General features: G+C 64.2%; 16 protein-coding genes. 5 read left to right on the top strand and 11 right to left on the bottom strand.

Annotated elements, in window-relative coordinates:
• Window positions 1–22 precede the first annotated feature (22 nt).
• From pheS to pyk, 6 genes are all read right to left on the bottom strand, one after another.
• The gene (gene pheS / locus AO684_RS00340) at window positions 23–1,102 is read right to left on the bottom strand and encodes a phenylalanine--tRNA ligase subunit alpha (RefSeq protein ID WP_108128138.1); all 1,080 of its coding nucleotides are present in this window, start codon (window positions 1,100–1,102) and stop codon (window positions 23–25) included.
• Window positions 1,103–1,192: 90 nt separating this feature from the next.
• Window positions 1,193–2,608 carry a sodium:alanine symporter family protein gene (locus tag AO684_RS00335; protein WP_054300752.1) on the bottom strand — a complete coding sequence of 472 codons (1,416 nt, stop codon included), beginning with the start codon at window positions 2,606–2,608 and terminating at the stop codon, window positions 1,193–1,195.
• A gap of 202 nt (window positions 2,609–2,810) precedes the next feature.
• Entirely contained in the window at window positions 2,811–3,173 is a 363-nt protein-coding gene (rplT, locus tag AO684_RS00330) for a 50S ribosomal protein L20 (RefSeq protein WP_054300751.1), read from the bottom strand.
• Window positions 3,174–3,185: 12 nt separating this feature from the next.
• The gene (rpmI, locus tag AO684_RS00325; protein WP_054300875.1) at window positions 3,186–3,386 is read right to left on the bottom strand and encodes a 50S ribosomal protein L35; all 201 of its coding nucleotides are present in this window, start codon (window positions 3,384–3,386) and stop codon (window positions 3,186–3,188) included.
• A gap of 109 nt (window positions 3,387–3,495) precedes the next feature.
• Window positions 3,496–3,720 carry a hypothetical protein gene (locus AO684_RS00320; protein WP_054300750.1) on the bottom strand — a complete coding sequence of 75 codons (225 nt, stop codon included), beginning with the start codon at window positions 3,718–3,720 and terminating at the stop codon, window positions 3,496–3,498.
• A gap of 28 nt (window positions 3,721–3,748) precedes the next feature.
• A complete protein-coding gene (gene pyk / locus AO684_RS00315; protein ID WP_054300749.1) occupies window positions 3,749–5,194 on the bottom strand; it encodes a pyruvate kinase in 1,446 nt (481 codons plus the stop codon).
• A gap of 212 nt (window positions 5,195–5,406) precedes the next feature.
• Here pyk and AO684_RS00310 point away from each other — a divergent pair, with 212 nt between their 5' ends.
• Together AO684_RS00310 and AO684_RS21695 are read left to right on the top strand one after the other, a co-directional pair.
• Window positions 5,407–6,144 (top strand): N-formylglutamate amidohydrolase, encoded by a 738-nt coding sequence (locus tag AO684_RS00310; protein WP_054300748.1) that lies wholly within the window; start codon window positions 5,407–5,409, stop codon window positions 6,142–6,144.
• Window positions 6,145–6,261: 117 nt separating this feature from the next.
• The gene (locus tag AO684_RS21695; protein WP_158640449.1) at window positions 6,262–6,414 is read left to right on the top strand and encodes a hypothetical protein; all 153 of its coding nucleotides are present in this window, start codon (window positions 6,262–6,264) and stop codon (window positions 6,412–6,414) included.
• Between the two features lie 18 nt (window positions 6,415–6,432).
• Here the strand turns inward: AO684_RS21695 and AO684_RS00305 are convergent, their stop codons facing one another.
• Window positions 6,433–7,293 (bottom strand): D-amino-acid transaminase, encoded by an 861-nt coding sequence (locus AO684_RS00305; RefSeq protein WP_054300874.1) that lies wholly within the window; start codon window positions 7,291–7,293, stop codon window positions 6,433–6,435.
• Between the two features lie 190 nt (window positions 7,294–7,483).
• Here AO684_RS00305 and AO684_RS00300 point away from each other — a divergent pair, with 190 nt between their 5' ends.
• From AO684_RS00300 to AO684_RS00290, 3 genes are all read left to right on the top strand, one after another.
• Window positions 7,484–8,443, top strand: a complete 960-nt coding sequence (locus tag AO684_RS00300; protein ID WP_054300747.1) for an L-malyl-CoA/beta-methylmalyl-CoA lyase — start codon at window positions 7,484–7,486, stop codon at window positions 8,441–8,443.
• A 313-nt stretch (window positions 8,444–8,756) separates the two neighbouring features.
• On the top strand, window positions 8,757–9,716 hold the full coding sequence (locus AO684_RS00295) for an acetyl-CoA carboxylase carboxyltransferase subunit alpha (RefSeq protein ID WP_054300746.1): 960 nt from the start codon (window positions 8,757–8,759) through the stop codon (window positions 9,714–9,716).
• Between the two features lie 106 nt (window positions 9,717–9,822).
• Window positions 9,823–10,875, top strand: coding sequence for a Hint domain-containing protein (locus tag AO684_RS00290; RefSeq protein ID WP_054300745.1), 1,053 nt, complete (start codon window positions 9,823–9,825; stop codon window positions 10,873–10,875).
• A 1-nt stretch (window position 10,876) separates the two neighbouring features.
• On the opposite strand, the gene AO684_RS00285 is transcribed toward AO684_RS00290, so the two are convergent.
• The 4 genes from AO684_RS00285 to AO684_RS00270 are packed head-to-tail and all read right to left on the bottom strand — an operon-like array spanning window position 10,877 to window position 13,781.
• A complete protein-coding gene (locus tag AO684_RS00285; RefSeq protein ID WP_054300744.1) occupies window positions 10,877–11,482 on the bottom strand; it encodes a pyridoxamine 5'-phosphate oxidase family protein in 606 nt (201 codons plus the stop codon).
• Entirely contained in the window at window positions 11,479–12,213 is a 735-nt protein-coding gene (locus AO684_RS00280) for a 1-acyl-sn-glycerol-3-phosphate acyltransferase (protein WP_054300743.1), read from the bottom strand. Before AO684_RS00280 ends, AO684_RS00285 begins: the two co-directional genes overlap by 4 nt.
• A complete protein-coding gene (locus AO684_RS00275) occupies window positions 12,214–13,110 on the bottom strand; it encodes an ABC transporter permease (RefSeq protein WP_054300742.1) in 897 nt (298 codons plus the stop codon). It abuts the gene before it with no gap.
• On the bottom strand, window positions 13,110–13,781 hold the full coding sequence (locus AO684_RS00270; RefSeq protein WP_054300873.1) for a cell division ATP-binding protein FtsE: 672 nt from the start codon (window positions 13,779–13,781) through the stop codon (window positions 13,110–13,112). The genes AO684_RS00275 and AO684_RS00270 overlap by 1 nt, the downstream gene beginning before the upstream one ends.
• Between the last annotated feature and the right edge of the window lie 30 nt (window positions 13,782–13,811).

The following is a 13,811-nucleotide window of genomic DNA, read 5'->3' as shown; positions in this document are numbered from 1 at the left end:
GGCGCCCGTGGGCGCCCTTGGCTCAGCGGCTGAGGCCACCGGGCAGGTCCGGCAGATCCAGCGCGGCAAAGCCGTAATGGCGCAGCCAGCGCAGATCGGCCTCGAAGAAGGCGCGCAGGTCGGGGATGCCGTATTTCAGCATCGCGATGCGGTCGATCCCCATGCCGAAGGCGAAGCCCTGCCATTCGTCCGGGTTCACCCCGGCGGCGGCCAGCACCTTGGGATGCACCATGCCAGAGCCCAGAATCTCCATCCACTTGTCGCCTTCGCCGATCTTCAGCTGACCGCCGACGTTGGAATAGCGGATGTCCACTTCGGCGGAAGGTTCGGTGAAGGGGAAGTGGCTGGCGCGGAAGCGCAGCTCGACCTTGTCGACCTCGAAGAAGGCGCGGCAGAATTCCTCCAGCACCCATTTGAGGTTCGCCATCGAAATGTCGCGGTCGATCGCCAGCCCCTCAACCTGATGGAACATCGGGGTGTGGGTCTGGTCCATGTCCATGCGGTAGACGCGGCCCGGCGCGATGACGCGGATCGGGGCGCCCTGATCCATCATGGCGCGGATCTGTACCGGCGAAGTATGGGTGCGCAGCACATGCGGCGGGCGGTTGTCGCCCTCGGCGCGGTGCATGAAGAAGGTATCATGCTCCTGCCGGGCAGGGTGCTCCGGCGGAATGTTCAGCGCGTCGAAGTTGTACCAGTCGCTTTCGACCTGCGGGCCTTCGGCGACCGAGAATCCCATGTCGGCGAAGATTGCAGTCAGTTCGTCCATCACCTGGCTGACCGGGTGGATGGTGCCGGTACGGCGCGGCCGGCCGGGCAGGGTGACGTCCAGCCACTCGGCTTTCAGCCGTTCATCCAGCGCCGCATCGGACAGCGCCGACTTGCGGGCGCGCAGCGCGGCGTCGATTTCGGTCTTCAGCACGTTCAGTGCGGCGCCGGAGCTTTTGCGCTCTTCCGGGTCCATTTTGCCCAGCGTCGCCATCAGCGCCGAAATCTCGCCCTTCTTGCCAAGGGCAGCCAGTCGCACCTCTTCCAGCGCGGTTTCGTCGGCGGCACCGGCGACAGCCTCGATATACTTGCCACGAAGTTCGCTCAGGTCCATGTCCGCCTCCGCTTCTTGCGGCATCGTGCTAGCGGGGCAGGGGCGGATTTGCAAGGGCGAGGCGCCGTGCCCCGCCCCTGCAATGTGGTGTCACCTCCAGATTTCCGGCTCGACCCCGCGTGCGAGGCCCGGATGTTCGGCAATATGGAAACGCGGCTCCTGCCCCGCCTTGCGCTGCGCAAGGTAGTCGCGGGTCAGCGCGGCGACCACGCCCGACAGGGCGACAATGGCGATCAGGTTGATCGTCGCCATCAGCCCCATTGAGGCATCGGCGAAGTCGAACACCGTGGCAACCGCCTGAAGCGCCCCCCAGATCACCATGATCAGCACCAGACCGCGCAGGCCGGTCAAGGCCCCCTTGTGGCCCAGGCCGAGAAACTCCATCGCACTTTCGCAATAGGCGTAATTGCCGATGATCGAGGTGAAGGCGAAGAAAAAGATCGCCACTGCCACGAAGATCGCGCCGAAACTGCCGAAGTGATGGGTCAGCGCGGCCTGGGTCAGCGCTGTGCCGGTTACACCGTTCGTCGGATCCAGCACGCCCGACAGCAGGATCATCACGGCGGTTGCGGTGCAGACCAGCAGCGTGTCGATGAACACGCCCAGCGACTGCACGAAGCCTTGGCTGGAGGGGTGGTGCGGCGCCGGGCTGGCGGTGGCCGCGATGTTCGGGGCAGACCCCATGCCAGCTTCGTTCGAGAACAGGCCGCGCTTGATACCGTTCAACGCCGCAGCCGCAATTCCGCCTGCGAAGCCACCCGCCGCCGCGCCAAAGCCGAAGGCACTGGCGAAGATCTGGCCCAGCACGCCGGGAACAGCGCCGATGTTCATGACCAGAACCACGATGGCCAGCAGCAGATAGACCCCAGCCATGAACGGCACCACAATCTCGGCCACACGGGCGATCTGGCGCACGCCACCAAAGATCACGACGCCGGTCAACACCGCGACAAGCAGGCCGGTGGCAAGCTTCGGCAGGCCAAATGCGCCTGCGAAGGCGTCGGCGATGGAATTGGCCTGAACGGCATTGAACACCAGCCCGAACGAGATGATCAGACAGACCGAGAAGATGGCACCCAGCCACGGCAGCCCAAGCCCGCGCGAAATGTAGAAGGCCGGGCCGCCGCGATAAATGCCGCCCTCGGCGCCATGGGTCTTGTAAAGCTGGGCCAGCGTGCTTTCGGCGTAAGCGGTCGCCATACCGACCAGCGCCACCATCCACATCCAGAAGATCGCGCCGGGGCCGCCCAGATACAGTGCAACCGCCACACCCGCGATATTGCCGGTGCCCACGCGCGAGGCGAGGCTCACGGTCAGCGCCTGGAAGGGCGAAATCCCGTCTCTGTCGGTCGCGCCCGAGCCCATCACGCAGCGGAACATCTCGGCGAAATGGCGAAACTGAAGAAAGCCGAGTCGCACAGTGAAGAAGGCACCAACAGCCAGAAGGCCATAAATCAGGACATAGCCCCAGAATATTGTGTTCAGAAACCCGATGATTGCTGTCATGCGAACTGTCCTTTCGCTTTTGTCGCCACGGGGCCAGCGCGGCGGAACCATGCTCCCTGTTACCGGGATGCACCCTTTGACAGAGGCTGGCAAAGGGTTTTCGCCATCTGGCCGAGAGGTGATGGAGTGTTTTTGGCCTTCGGACATGAAAAAGCCCCCGCCGGGACCCGGCGGGGGCTTGCATTCAGCAGGGCTGAACCGATCAGGCCAGCGCGGCCTTGGCTTGCGCGGCGATGGCGTTGAACGCCTCCGGCTCGTGCACGGCCAGATCGGCCAGAACCTTGCGGTCCACCTCGATCCCGGCTTTCGCCAGACCGTTGATGAAGCGCGAATAGGTCATCTCGATGTCATACAGACGCACGGCGGCGTTGATGCGCTGAATCCACAGGGCGCGGAAGTTGCGCTTGCGGGCCTTGCGGTCGCGGGTCGCATACTGGTTGGCCTTGTCGACGGCCTGGGTCGCGGTGCGGAAGTTGGTCGAGCGGGCGGCGTAGTAGCCCTTCGCGGCCTTGATGACCTTGCGGTGGCGGGCGTGGGTGACCTTGCCGGATTTGACGCGGGACATATCTGGCGCTCCTTAGCGGTTATACGGCATGTATTTTTTGACGATCTTCTCATCTGCGTCGCACAGGATCATGGTCCCGGATGCATCGCGGATGAACTTCGTCGAGCGCTTGATCATGCCGTGGCGCTTGCCTGCCACACCAGCCTTGACACGGCCCGAGGCGGTGAAGCTGAAGCGCTTCTTGGCCGCCGATTTGGTCTTCATCTTGGGCATTTCCATCTCCTCGTTGAGGGTGAACGCGCGACTCGGCAATGCCACACCGGCCGGCCGCGCGGGGATAGAGCGGGCCGTATAGGGCCCTGTCGGGAAAAGTGCAAGTGGGTCAGTGCCGGAACTGGCCGATGACACGGTAGAAGGCGTTCGGAATGTCGCGCACCTCGTAGCCGCCGGGCTTCTTGGTGAAGGCAAAGACAATCAGAACACCTGCGATCAGCACGGTGATGGAGGCCGCGCGCGGGGCGCGGCCATCGCTGAAGGCGGAAACCATCGCCGGAACGGCCAGAACCGCAAGCACGATGCCAATGACAAGCAACAGATCGGGATTCACGCGGCCACCTCCGGGTTACCGGGGCAGATTACTCGGCCTCGGCGCGGTGAATCAACCGTTCATCACAGGGGGCGACGCGCAGGATGTTGGTCGTGCCCGGCACGTTGAAGGGCACACCCGCCGTGACGACGATATGTTCCTTCTCGGTCGCGAAGCCCTGCTCGCGCGCTGCGCGAACCGCCGAGATGACGGCGCCCTTGAAACGGTCCTGTTCCTCGGTGATCACGCAATGCGTGCCCCAGGTCAGGCACAGCCTGCGTGCGGTGTCCACCAGCGGGGTCAGACCGATGATCGGCACGCGCGGGCGTTCCCGCGCCACGAGGCTGACCGTCGTGCCCGACTGGCTGAAGCAGCAGATCGCCTTGATGTCGGCGGATTCGGCAATCTCGCGCGCGGCGGCAACGATCCCGTCGGCAACCGATGTGCGCACCACCTTGCGGCTGGCCTCGATCACGTCGCGGTAGGTGCTGTCGCTTTCCACGCTGATGGCCACGTTGTTCATCGTGGTCACCGCCTCGATCGGATAGCTTCCGGCGGCGCTTTCGGCGGACAGCATGATGGCGTCGGCGCCTTCATAGATCGCGGTTGCCACGTCCGAGACCTCGGCCCGCGTCGGCACCGGGCTTTCGATCATGGATTCGAGCATCTGCGTCGCCACGATCACGGGCTTGGCGGCGGCGCGGGCCTTGCGGATCAGGCGTTTCTGGATCGGCGGCACGGCATGGACCGGCAGTTCCACGCCCAGATCGCCACGCGCGACCATGATGCCATCGGCCACCGCCAGAATGCTGTCATAGACCTGCACAGCGGCGGGTTTTTCGATCTTGGCCAGAATGGCGGCTCGGCCATTGGCCAATGCACGCGCCTCGATCACATCCTCGGGGCGCTGCACGAAGCTGAGCGCAAGCCAGTCCACGCCCAGTTCGCAGACGAATTCCAGATCCTTGCGGTCTTTCTGCGACAGCGCGGCCAGCGGCAGCACCACGTCGGGCACGTTCACGCCCTTGCGGTTGGAAATCGTGCCGCCCACGGTCACGGTGCAATCGGCGAAATCCTTGCCGCAAGCCTCGACCTTGAGGCGGATCTTGCCGTCGTTGATCAGAAGCGAGGCTCCGGCTTCCAGCGCCGCGAAAATCTCGGGGTGAGGGAGCTGCACGCGCGTCGCATCGCCCGGCGCATCGCTCAGGTCCAGACGGAAGCTTGCGCCTTCCTCCAGCTCCTCGGAATCATTGGCAAAGGTGCCCACCCGCAGTTTAGGCCCCTGAAGGTCGGCGAGAATGGCGATGGGGCGGCCGGTATCGGCCTCGATCTGGCGGATGATCTGATGCCGGGCACGGATATCTTCATGCGCGCCATGGCTCATATTCAGGCGGAAGACATCGGCACCCGCCTCGAACAGCTTGCGGATCATTTCATAATCCGACGAGGCCGGGCCCAGGGTGGCCACGATCTTGACATTGCGCATGCGTCTCATTCCAGCAAGTCCTCGGTTCTTCGCGCGCGTCTCGGCGGCGGTCGTTTGCGTCGGGCCGCGTCCCTTATGGCCGAATTCCGGTCTTCGGGCAATGCTGCACATGTTAGCGTTAACATTGGCGTGCAGCAAGGGAAAAGGCGGCAAATCCGCTTCGCCATTCCCTTTCGCGGGCCAATCCCCTAATGCAAATGACGCTACAGGATGACGCGAGAATGACAGTGCAGCCCTATTCGATTGAAGGCGCCACGCGGCCCGGCCGCTGGCTGATTACCTGCGACCATGCGACCAATCGGGTGCCACAGGATATCTGCTGCGGCGATCTGGGGATCGCGCCCGAGGATATGGCCCGCCATATCGCCTATGACGTGGGCGCCGCCGGTCTGGCACGGGCTTTGGGCCTGGCGCTGGACAGCCCCGTGATCTGTTCCGATTTCTCGCGCCTGGTGATCGACCCGAACCGGGGTGAAGATGACCCGACGCTGGTGATGAAGCTTTATGACGGCACCATCATTCCCGCCAATCGCCCTGTCGGTGCGGCAGAGGTGGAGCGGCGGCTCGACACACTGTACCGCCCCTATCACGACGCGCTGGAGGCTTTGGCCGCGCGGCGCGACGATACGGTGTTGCTGGCGATCCACAGTTTCACGCCTTGTCTGCGGGGCAGGGCGCCCCGGCCCTGGCAGGTGGGTGTGCTTTACAGCCACCTGGATGACCGGCTGTCGCGCCCGCTGATCGACCGTCTGAAGGCGGAACCGGATCTGTGCATCGGCGACAATGAACCTTATTCCGGCCATCTGCCCGGTGACTCGGTTGACCGTCATGCCTTGCAGCCGGGGCGGCATAACACGCTGATCGAACTGCGCAACGATCTGATCGGGACGGCGGAGGCACAGGAATACTGGGCCGCGCGTCTGGCGCCGATTCTGTCTGCGGTCCTGTCGGGGCTTTAGGCGGCGACAATCCGACGCCTGATCCGGCGGTGTTTCCCGTCCGACAGCTAAATACGTCAAAAATTTGACGAAACCGGGGCAGGGCGGCACAGTGGCGTTCTGAACCGGAGACTTGCCATGGAACTGCTTGGAATGTTGCTGACACTGCCGCTCGCCCTTGTGGGGATGAGCTTTGCGGGCCATCACTCCGGTTCAGACGATGATCACGCCGGGACCGAGGAAGAAGAGCAGGCCGCCAACGGCGACCTGCTGGATGCGGCGCGGGGCTGAGGCCGCGCCGCGCGGGGGTCAGACGGCGGCCTTGCGCATCTCGTCCAGATAGATTTCGCGCATCCGGGTGGCCACGCGGCCAACCGCTCCGGTGCCTACCGCCGCGCCGTCAATTTCCACGACAGGCATCACGAAGGCCGAGGCCGAGGTGATGAACGCCTCATCCGCTTTCTGTGCTTCGTCGATGGTGAAGTTGCGCTCCTCGACTTCCATCTGCGCTTCCTTGGCGAAACGCAGCACGGCAGCACGGGTGATGCCGTGCAGGATGTCGGAAGACAGGGCCCGGGTGATGATCTTGTTGCCCTTCACGATATAGGCGTTGTTCGAGGTGCCTTCGGTCACGAACCCGTCCTCGACCAGCCAGGCGTCATCCACGCCCGCCTTCTTGGCGGCCATCTTGGCCATCGAGGGATAGAGGAGCTGCACCGTTTTGATATCGCGGCGGTGCCAGCGGATGTCGGGCACCGAGATCACGCGCCAGCCGGTCTTTGCCGCCGGGCTGTCGGCCAGACCGGGCTTGGCCTGCGTGAACAGAACGACGGTCGGGGCGGTATCGGCGGGCGGATAGGCGAAATCGCGGTCGCCCGGATTGCCGCGGGTCACCTGCAGATAGACCATGCCCTCGTCGATGCCGTTCCGCGCCACCAGTTCGCGGTGGATGGCCAGCCATTCGGCATCGGAATGCGGGTTGGTCATCTCCAGCTCGGTCAGGCTGCGGGCCAGGCGTTTGCAATGACCGTCGAAGTCGATCAGCTTGCCACCCAGCACGCTGGTCACCTCATAGACGCCATCGGCCATCAGGAAGCCACGGTCGAAGACCGAGACCTTCGCCTCTTCTTCCGGCAGGTAGTCCCCGTTCACATAGACGGTGCGGCTCATCTTGAATTTCCTTTGAATCTTGCCCGGAACCCCCAGCGGTGTGCGGCAGATGGCAGGGCAGGTCAAGCATTCATCCTCGCCGCTATGCCGCATACGCAATGCTGCATTCGCAAATCCTGCTTGCCAAGGATCGCGCAACAATCTAACCATTCCGCAATCATCCCTGAAATTTACTTGCAGAGAGACGTCGATGAGCTTCCGCATCCAGCCCGCTGCCCCCGCCCGCCCGAACCGCTGCCAGCTGTTCGGCCCCGGCTCGCGTCCCGCGCTGTTCGAGAAGATGGCGGCATCGGCGGCGGATGTGATCAACCTTGATCTGGAGGACTCGGTCGCACCCGCGGACAAGCCGCAGGCCCGCAAGAACATCCTCGAGGCGATCAACACGATCGACTGGGGCAAGAAATACCTGTCGGTGCGCATCAACGGGCTGGATACACCGTTCTGGTATCGCGACGTCGTCGAGGTGCTGGAAGGCGCGGGCGAGCGGATCGACCAGATCATGATCCCCAAGGTGGGCTGCGCCGCCGATGTCTATGCGGTGGATGCGCTGGTGACGGCCATTGAACGGAACATGGGCCGCACCAAGCCGATCAGCCTTGAGGTCATCATCGAAACCGCCGCCGGCATAGCCCATGTCGAGGAAATCGCCGCCTCTTCGCCGCGCCTTCAGGCCATGAGCCTCGGTGCCGCCGATTTCGCGGCCTCGATGGGGATGCAGACCACCGGCATCGGCGGTACGCAGGAAAACTACTATATGTATCGCGACGGCGCGAAATACTGGTCGGACCCGTGGCACTGGGCACAGACGGCCATCGTCGCCGCCTGCCGCACCCATGGTATCCTTCCGGTCGACGGCCCCTTCGGCGATTTCAGCGATGACGAGGGCTTTCGGGCGCAGGCCCGCCGGTCCGCCACGCTGGGCATGGTCGGCAAATGGGCGATCCATCCCAAGCAGGTCGCGCTGGCCAACGAGGTGTTTACCCCATCGGAACAGGCTGTGACGGAGGCGCGGGAAATCCTTGCCGCGATGGAAGAGGCCAAGGCGGCAGGGCAGGGCGCCGCCGTCTACAAGGGGCGTCTGGTCGACATCGCATCAATGCGCCAGGCCGAAGTGATCGTGCGCCAGGCCGATATCATCGCGGCATCGTGATGAATCGTTGACAAACTGCTGCCTTTGGTCGCAGTCTGATTTCACGAAAGCTTAACAATTCATCGCTCGCCGTAGCGATACCCGCGCCGCCAGCGGGGAGAGGAGGCCCCCGGCGGCATCACGGGAGGAGCAGACCCCGCGATCTGATCGCGGGGTCTTGCTGTTTTCAGCCTTTGGCCTAGTGGCGCCTTGCCCGCCCGGCCCCCGCTTTCAATGCTTCCGCAAGCGGAGTTTCGGCCTGTCGCAGCTCAGTCACGTTGCAATTCCTCGCAACCGCCTGCATATAAGCCGCAATCGCAATGCGGAGAGAGCAATGACCTATCTCGAATTCGAGAAGCCCCTTGCGGAGATCGAAGGCAAAGCCGAAGAGCTGCGCGCCCTCGCCCGGCAGAACGAGAAGATGGATGTCGAGAAAGAGGCCGCCGCGCTGGATCGCAAGGCCGAGCAGCTTCTGAAAGACCTCTACAAGGATCTGACTCCCTGGCGGAAATGCCTTGTTGCCCGCCACCCGGACCGCCCGCATTGCAGCGATTACATCGACGCGCTGTTTACCGAATACACACCGCTGGCCGGGGACCGGAACTTTGCCGACGATCACGCCATCATGGGCGGCCTCGCGCGGTTCAATGACATGCCGGTGGTGGTGATCGGCCACGAAAAGGGCAACGACACCAAATCGCGGATCGAGCACAATTTCGGCATGGCCCGTCCCGAGGGCTATCGCAAGGCGGTGCGGCTGATGGATATGGCCGACCGTTTCAACCTGCCCGTCATCACGCTGGTCGACACGCCCGGTGCCTATCCGGGCAAGGGCGCGGAAGAGCGTGGCCAGTCAGAGGCCATCGCGCGCTCGACCGAGAAATGCCTGCAAATCGGTGTGCCGCTGGTGTCGGTCATCATTGGCGAAGGCGGCTCCGGCGGGGCGGTGGCCTTTGCTACGGCCGACCGGATCGCCATGCTGGAACATGCAGTCTATTCGGTGATCTCGCCCGAAGGCTGTGCCTCGATCCTCTGGAAGGATGCCGAGAAGATGCGCGAGGCGGCCGAGGCGCTGCGCCTGACCGCGCAGGATCTGCAAAAGCTGGGCGTTATCGACCGCATCATCAAGGAACCTCTGGGCGGCGCGCAGCGCGGCAAGAAAGAGGCGATTGATGCCGTTGGCAAGGCGGTCGAGATGATGCTGAAAGAGCTTTCGGGCAAGTCGCGCGAGGTTCTGGTACGCGACCGGCGGCAAAAGTTCCTCAAAATGGGTTCGAAGGGCCTCGCGGCCTGATCACATCCGCGTGGCTGCCGCAGGATGGCCGCATTTGCGACCGACTGCGGCCATGGCCATGATCCAGCCTTTCCGTCCATGTGTATCGGACGGAAGGTAATGGTTCATGGCGCCCAACCAGCTTATCCAGAACGGGAGCTTTTCGGCTGGCAGCACCAGTTGGACCGGCACCGATATCGAGCTGAACCCATATACCTCCTATGGGGTATCGGGCGGCTCCAACCCGTCAGCCGGAACGGTTACCGAAATGGATGGCCGCAGCGGCTATCGCACCGTCCTGCAACAGACCGTCACTGTTGCGCGTGACGGCCAGACCGGCACCTTCAGCTTTGATACCGCCCTGCGATCGGCGCTGACCGGCAATCCGTCCTCCGGTGCCTATAATGTGCAGATCATCAATGCGACCACGGGCAGCGTGATCCTGTCGCACACGATCTCGCCGACCTCGACCACCTGGGTCAACCAGAGTTACACCGTCACCTTCCCGAGCGCCGGAAATTACATCGTGCGCTTCACCGAAGCCGCTTCGGGGGCGGATGACAGCCTCGGCTCGGTGCTGGACAACGTGTCGCTGCTGGTGTGCTTCGTCGCTGGCGCGCGTATCCGTGCCGAAACCGGCATGGTTCCGGTCGAGGCGGTCGAACCCGGCATGCGGATCTGGACCGCGGATCATGGCTTGCAGACCGTCCGCTGGTCGGGGCAGCGCCGGATCAGCCAGGCACAGCAACGCGCCACCCCCGCTCTGCGCCCGGTGATATTCGAGCCGGGTACGCTGGGCGAGGGTCAGCCCGCGCACCGGCTTCGCGTTTCGCAGCAGCATCGCATGTGCCTGCGCGACTGGCGCAGCCAGCTTTATTTCGGAGAAAGCGAGGTGCTGGTGCCTGCGAAAGCTCTGATCGACGGCAAGGGTATCCGGCTTGCACGACCCGATCAGGCGGTGACCTATGTGCACTTCCTGTTTGACAGGCACGAAATCGTCGAGGTTGAAGGATGTCTGGCCGAAAGCTTTCTGCCCACCGGCCTGTCACTGGGCGGAGTGGAAGAGGCCGCGCGGGAAGAAATTCTGCGGCTGTTCCCGCAGCTTCGGCAGCAGCGGAACATCATTGACAGTGCGCGGCCCGTGTTGTCGGCGCGCGAGGCAGCCGTGCTGGCTGCCTGAGTTACCACATGGTTTTCGCCGCCCGGCCCGGCCATTCGGCATCATAGCTGGCCCCGTCAAACCGGCCTTCGGTAATTTCACGCAGCATATCTCCGATAGTGGGCAGGCCCGCCGACTGGTCGCCGGAGGTCCAGAGTTCGGCACGGATCAATGCACGCGCACATTGGGAATAGACCTCCGCAATCTCGATCACGATGACCGTGCGCGGGGCCTTGCCATCGCGGGCGAAGCTTTGACACAGCTCGGGCGCCGCACTGAGACGGGCGGAGCCGTTCACCCGCATCGCCGTGGAGCTGCCGGCGACGAGGAACATCAGGCTTACCCGGCCATCACGCACGATGTTGCGCAGGGAATCGATGCGTTCGTTGCCCTTCCAGTCAGGCATCAGCAGGGTGCGTGCATCCGCGATGCGCACCACCGGCCCGCAGTCTCCGCGCGGACTGCCATCGGTGCCTTCCGGCCCTACGGTGGTCAGCACGCAGAACCGGGACCGCTCGATATGAGCGCGATAGGCCGGGGTCAGTATGGGGGTGACCTTGATCCGCGCAGCTTCGCCCGGAGTGCCGTAGAGCGCATGCAGCGCGTCCAGATCCTCAACCCAGCTCATGCGGAAAACCCGGCTTCGATCATCAGCGCGTCAGAGGAGGCCTCGATCTCGCGTTCCAGCCGGGCCATGAACTCGCCATTGCCAAGACCGGGGCCGATGGCGGGCAAAAACTCCACCACGGCGGTGCCGGGCTTGCGCAGCACGCCGCGCCTGGGCCAGAAAAGGCCGACATTGGTGCCGACCGGCACGCAATCCTGACCAAGCTGACTATAAAGCAGGGCAGACCCGACCTTGTAAGGGGCTTTCACCCCGGGTGCGACACGCGTGCCCTGGGGATAGATGATCAACTGCCCCGGCAGGCTGGCGCCCGATTTCACATCGGCCATCATCTTCATGATCGCCGCGCCCCGCTTGCCACGGTTGACCGGCACGCAACCGATGCGCAGCGCATACCAGCCCAGTACAGGCGCCCAGACCAGTTCGCGCTTCATGATGAACTTGCCACGCGGCACCGCGCCGAAGATCAGAATGATATCCAGAAAGCTCTGGTGTTTCGCGGCGATCAGCACTTCGCCCTGCGGCGGGGTGCCGCGCACTTCGGTCTTCAGCCCCGTCAGCAGCCGCAGGCTGAACCGCACCCAGGCGCAGAAGCTGCGGCAGGCGGTATGGGCATAGCGGCGATCTATCAGGGCGGGGATCAGCAGCACGACGCCGATGACAAACATCGCCAGATACATCTGGATGCTGAAGATCAGCGACAACAGCCATTGCAGGGGCAAGATGCGGCGCATTCAGGTCAGCTCCTTGAGGCGCGAGAAGGCGGCAAACCTTGTGGCGGCAAAGGCCACTGCGGCGGCGAGCAGGGGCAGGACAGCAGGCAGAAGCCAGCCCCAGCCGCTAAAGCCGAGGCCGGTCAGAAAGCCGCCCGCCGTGTCGGCAGAGGGCAGGATCGCCACACCGATCATGCCCAGCAGGGCGCCGGCGGCGGAACCGGCCAGTGCCCGCAGGGTGAACCGCCGCACGAAAGCCCGCGCGATATAGCTGTCACGCGCACCGACCAGCCGCAGCACGCGGATCACCTGTGCATTGGCGGCCAGTGCCGCATGGGCGGCCAGCGTGATCATCCCGGCCATGGTGCCGCCGATCAGCAGGATCGACACCAGACCCAGCAGCCGCAACCGCCCCGCCGCTACCGCCAGCGGGCGGCGCCAGCGCGTGTGGTCATCCAGTACGGCACCCGGTGCCTCTGCCAGCAGCCGCTGTCGCAGCCCGTCGGCATCGTAACCCGTGGAATCCTCGGTGAGTTCGACCAGACGGGGCAGGGGCAGGCTGTCGACCGGCAGGTCGGGCCCGAACCACGGCTCCAGCAGCTTGCGCTGTTCCTCGTCGCTCAGCGCGCGGGCGCTTTCGACGCCGGGTGTGGTGGCCAGCACGTCAAGAACGGCGCGGGTCTGCATCTCGATCTGATCGGCCGGGGCAGAGATCCGCACCGTCGCAGTTCGGGCCAGCGCATCGGACCAGCGGTCTGCCATCCGGCCGGCGGCCATCGACAGGGCCAGTGCGAAGACCGCGAGGAACGTCATGGCGCCTGCGGTGAACGAGGTCAGCCATGCGGTATGGCCTGACCGTGGCACAACCCGGTCGGATTGCCGGTCACGACGCAGAAGCTGGGGCAGAAGGGCGCGCATCACAGATCCGCCCCGGCCAGTTGCAGCCGGCGATTGCTGATCCGCAGCACGCGTGCCGCGATCTGGGCCTTGGCCTGCCGGATCAGGTTCATGTCATGGGTGGCGACAACGATGGTCTTGCCCATCCGGTTCAGTTCGACCAGCAGGGTCAGCAGCCGCAGCGACATTTCCCAGTCGAGGTTGCCGGTCGGCTCGTCCGCGAGGATGACTTCCGGGTCCATGATGATGGCGCGGGCCAGAACCGCCCGCTGTCGCTCGCCTCCGGACAGCGAGGGGGGCAAGGCATCGGCCAGATGTTTCAGTCCGACCCAGGCCAGAAGATCGCCCAGATCGCGGTTGTCGATCTCGCGTTGCGAAACGGTCAGCGGCAGCGTCACATTGGCGGCCAGCGGCAGATGGTCAAGAAACTGGCAATCCTGGTGCACCACCCCGATGCGTCGCCGCATCTGCGCCACGTCATCGCGACCAAGGCTGCGGACTTCGCGGTCAAACAGCGTGACATGGCCTGCCGTGGGCAAAAGCTCGGCATAGCAAAGCTTCAGGAAGGTCGATTTGCCAGCGCCCGAAGGGCCTGTCAGAAAATGAAAAGACCCCGGTGCCAGCCGGAGCGTCATGTCCGAGAGCAGTTCGCCCCCGCCGTAACTGTAGGCCACGTTCTCGAAGGAAATCACCGGATGCCCCATTGTCGCATGGCGCGCACA

Origin of the sequence: Gemmobacter sp. LW-1 (genome assembly GCF_001303875.1) — a bacterium.
GTDB lineage: Bacteria > Pseudomonadota > Alphaproteobacteria > Rhodobacterales > Rhodobacteraceae > Gemmobacter > Gemmobacter caeni.
The sequence above is the reverse complement of the archived record's forward strand: the minus strand, read 5'-3'. Positions and strand labels throughout refer to the sequence as shown.

Excerpts from the sequence above, each read along its gene's own strand:
- rplT (WP_054300751.1), bottom strand. The coding sequence starts at position 3,173 with ATGTCCCGCGTCAAATCCGGCAAGGTCACCCACGCCCGCCACCGCAAG.
- rpmI (WP_054300875.1), bottom strand. The coding sequence starts at position 3,386 with ATGCCCAAGATGAAGACCAAATCGGCGGCCAAGAAGCGCTTCAGCTTC.
- AO684_RS00285 (WP_054300744.1), bottom strand. The coding sequence starts at position 11,482 with ATGAGCTGGGTTGAGGATCTGGACGCGCTGCATGCGCTCTACGGCACT.
- AO684_RS00300 (WP_054300747.1), top strand. The coding sequence starts at position 7,484 with ATGAGCTTCCGCATCCAGCCCGCTGCCCCCGCCCGCCCGAACCGCTGC.
- AO684_RS00275 (WP_054300742.1), bottom strand. The coding sequence starts at position 13,110 with ATGCGCGCCCTTCTGCCCCAGCTTCTGCGTCGTGACCGGCAATCCGAC.
- AO684_RS00295 (WP_054300746.1), top strand. The coding sequence starts at position 8,757 with ATGACCTATCTCGAATTCGAGAAGCCCCTTGCGGAGATCGAAGGCAAA.
- pheS (WP_108128138.1), bottom strand. The coding sequence starts at position 1,102 with ATGGACCTGAGCGAACTTCGTGGCAAGTATATCGAGGCTGTCGCCGGT.
- AO684_RS21695 (WP_158640449.1), top strand. The coding sequence starts at position 6,262 with ATGGAACTGCTTGGAATGTTGCTGACACTGCCGCTCGCCCTTGTGGGG.
- AO684_RS00290 (WP_054300745.1), top strand. The coding sequence starts at position 9,823 with ATGGCGCCCAACCAGCTTATCCAGAACGGGAGCTTTTCGGCTGGCAGC.
- pyk (WP_054300749.1), bottom strand. The coding sequence starts at position 5,194 with ATGAGACGCATGCGCAATGTCAAGATCGTGGCCACCCTGGGCCCGGCC.
- AO684_RS00305 (WP_054300874.1), bottom strand. The coding sequence starts at position 7,293 with ATGAGCCGCACCGTCTATGTGAACGGGGACTACCTGCCGGAAGAAGAG.
- AO684_RS00310 (WP_054300748.1), top strand. The coding sequence starts at position 5,407 with ATGACAGTGCAGCCCTATTCGATTGAAGGCGCCACGCGGCCCGGCCGC.
- AO684_RS00335 (WP_054300752.1), bottom strand. The coding sequence starts at position 2,608 with ATGACAGCAATCATCGGGTTTCTGAACACAATATTCTGGGGCTATGTC.
- AO684_RS00280 (WP_054300743.1), bottom strand. The coding sequence starts at position 12,213 with ATGCGCCGCATCTTGCCCCTGCAATGGCTGTTGTCGCTGATCTTCAGC.